This is a genomic window from Pseudoalteromonas shioyasakiensis, from assembly GCF_022398475.1.
Lineage (GTDB): Bacteria > Pseudomonadota > Gammaproteobacteria > Enterobacterales > Alteromonadaceae > Pseudoalteromonas.
In genome coordinates, this window is record NZ_JAKEVM010000248.1 from 1 (window position 1) to 2,802 (window position 2,802).

At 39.6% G+C, this 2,802-nt stretch carries 3 protein-coding genes; 1 reads left to right on the forward strand and 2 read right to left on the reverse strand.

What is annotated here, in order from left to right; genetic code table 11:
* Positions 1–241 precede the first annotated feature (241 nt).
* Positions 242–574 carry a ribonuclease E inhibitor RraB gene (locus L1D51_RS21115; protein WP_054564034.1) on the forward strand — a complete coding sequence of 111 codons (333 nt, stop codon included), beginning with the start codon at positions 242–244 and terminating at the stop codon, positions 572–574.
* A gap of 26 nt (positions 575–600) precedes the next feature.
* On the opposite strand, the gene radD is transcribed toward L1D51_RS21115, so the two are convergent.
* Positions 601–2,346: a DNA repair helicase RadD gene (gene radD / locus L1D51_RS21120; RefSeq protein ID WP_239964787.1), complete on the reverse strand. Its 1,746-nt coding sequence runs from the start codon at positions 2,344–2,346 to the stop codon at positions 601–603.
* Positions 2,347–2,414: 68 nt separating this feature from the next.
* Positions 2,415–2,720: an H-NS histone family protein gene (locus L1D51_RS21125; RefSeq protein WP_054564036.1), complete on the reverse strand. Its 306-nt coding sequence runs from the start codon at positions 2,718–2,720 to the stop codon at positions 2,415–2,417.
* Positions 2,721–2,802 lie beyond the last annotated feature (82 nt).

A 2,802-nucleotide genomic window follows, 5' to 3' on the forward strand; every position in this document is an offset into this window, starting at 1 on the left:
CACTAATTGCGTGCTGGCTGTATGAAAAGCAGATAAACACAAAGACAAAAAAGAAATGCCGAGTATACAAAAAATATCCTTACTTTTTTGGAAGAGTCATAATCTAAAATGAGTACAAAAAGATACTAGCACAGTGCAATAGCCACTGACATAATTGAAATGTTAAAATTAGTACGCGTTAAACAATTATTTTCGCTACAATAGCGGATAATACCTAGATTTATAATGAATGAGCGACTAAATGCACTTCCCTGATGACGAAAACGGTCAATTATTAGCTGAAATTGCTGACGCTGGTGTCGATTTAACCAGTATGCAAACTATCGATTTCTATATTCTTTTTGAACAAAAGCCTGAAGCAGAAAAATTTGCTGAAGCAATTACAAGTGATGAACTTGCCCCTTCAACAGAGTTAGCCAAATGCCCAGATACAGGGGTGTGGGAAGTAATTACTCGTGTGAAGATGGTGCCAGATCACACCTTACTTAGCCAAACAGAACAATACTTAGAAAGCATTGCTAATAGCCATAATGGTTATGGCGATGGTTGGGGGTTGATGGCCGAAGAAGAATAAGCCATTCCCACAATCTCGTAAGGGGGTCAATTTAATTGATTCGCCTTACGAAAATTGCCCTGATAATCAAATAGCTTTTCAGCCACTTTCCAACCATATTTTTTATTTTTACGCGCAATTACAAAGTCGGGTGCAAGCAGTTGCTGTTGTAAATTGACAACCTGTTCCGCGCTTTGCCATTCCATTGGGGTAAAACCAAGTGCTGCTCGCTTACCAAACTGCTTATTAAAAATAAATCGTCCGGTGTCATTTGCTAAGTTAAATACCTCATCGCAACTGGCTCCATCTTCATCATAATAGCTAATTTTAAGTAAACCTTTTGCGAGCACTTGAGCTGACAAACCACTACACCTTAATACCAAAGCATCTTTTAAATTTAGTGCTTCTCGTAGTTTATCATCAGGGTCTGCCATCATGGCACCACAGGACTGACACTGCCTTGCAGCAATATCATTTTGTTCACCACACTGCTCACATTCTTTAAATCGAAAACGATAATCGCACTGTACTTGTTCTTCACCATCGTCCAGCAAGCCTTGGCAACGCCTACCAAAATGCTCAACCACTTTGCCTTCGCTGTCTGTTTTACCCCAAAAAATATTCGCAAATCCACAGCCTGGACACAGCACTTGAACAGGCTCATTATCACTTTGCGCTTTTTTACTGCCGACCTCTGGGTAGAACAAATCAAAGCCGTTACCTGCATAATTAATCACTAAGCAGTCTTTTTTTCCTTCGCTTAAACGAAGGCCTCGACCAACAATCTGTTGGTATAAACTGACTGACTCGGTGGGACGTAAAATCGCAATATAATCGACATGAGGCGCATCAAAGCCCGTCGTGAGTACAGATACATTTACTAAATACTTTATTTTTTTTGCTTTAAATTGATTAATAATTCGGTCACGCTCGTCATTATCAGTATCACCCGTGATAAGTGCCGTACTATCCTCAGGTAAGTAACTGGTAATTTCTTTGGCATGCATTACGGTTGCTGCGAAGATCATCACGCCATGACGCTGTTCACTGTATTCTATAACTTGCTTGATAATCGCTTTTGTTGCGCGTGTATTATCTTTCAATAACGCATTCATATTCTCAATACTATACCGACCAAATGAATCACTCGGTAATGATGAAAAGTCATAATGGCTAATGGCTGCATCGACTTCATGGGGCGGCGTTAAATAGCCGTTCTTGATCATATAGCGCAGTGGTAACTCAAAAATACACTTTTTAAACGGTGCATCTTTATCACCTCTAACAAAACCATGATAGTGATGATGGTAAACCCAACCCATCCCCATACGAAATGGTGTTGCGGTTAAGCCAAGTACTTTAAGATTGGGATTTTGTTTTTTTAGACTCGCTATCACCAGCCCGTACTGGCTTTGTTCATCACCGCTTACACGGTGGCATTCATCAATGATCAACAAAGAGTAAGCATCAGTGAGCTTTTCTGTATTGCGTGCCAGTGATTGCACACTCGCAAAGGTGACTTGCTCTGTTAAAGACTTTTGCTTTAACCCCGCAGAAAAAATACTCGCCTTAAAACCAAAGCTAATATATTTCTCGGCGTTTTGCTCTACTAACTCTTTAACATGCGCGAGCACCATAATCTTTTGTTTAGCAATGCGCGCAAGTTCAGCAATAACAAGGCTTTTTCCAGCCCCTGTTGGTAAAACAATCAGTGCGGCGTCATCTGTTTGTCGAAAGTGAGCAACCGTGCGTGCTACGGCCTCTTGTTGGTAGGGTCTAAGTACGTACTTCATGTTATCGGACTATAATCGACATAAAAAAGGGAAGCATACGCTTCCCTTGATATTCTTTAAAGCAAAAATTAAGCGAGGTGTTTTGTTAAATCGACACCTTGGAATGCTTTAGGACGTTTGCCACGGCCTGTCCATTCAACAATTTCGCCATTAAATTCGATGCGGTACTTTGGTTTTACCTTAGTACGCTTATCTGTTGAAGCAACATCTTGTAAATCTTCTAATGTAAGTCCTTTTTCTTTTAGTAGATCGAGTACTTCTTTTTTAGCTTCTTGCTGTTGAGTATATTTCTCGATTGCTGTGTCAATTAGCTGTTTTGCTTTTTCTAATTCAGATAATGACGCAGATTTCACAAAAGATCGGATTTCTTTCATTGAGAGCTCTCTTAAGTATTAAAAGTTAAGTTAAATGTTCAACAGTAGCTAGTATATGTGGATTTAATGAAATAATCTATTC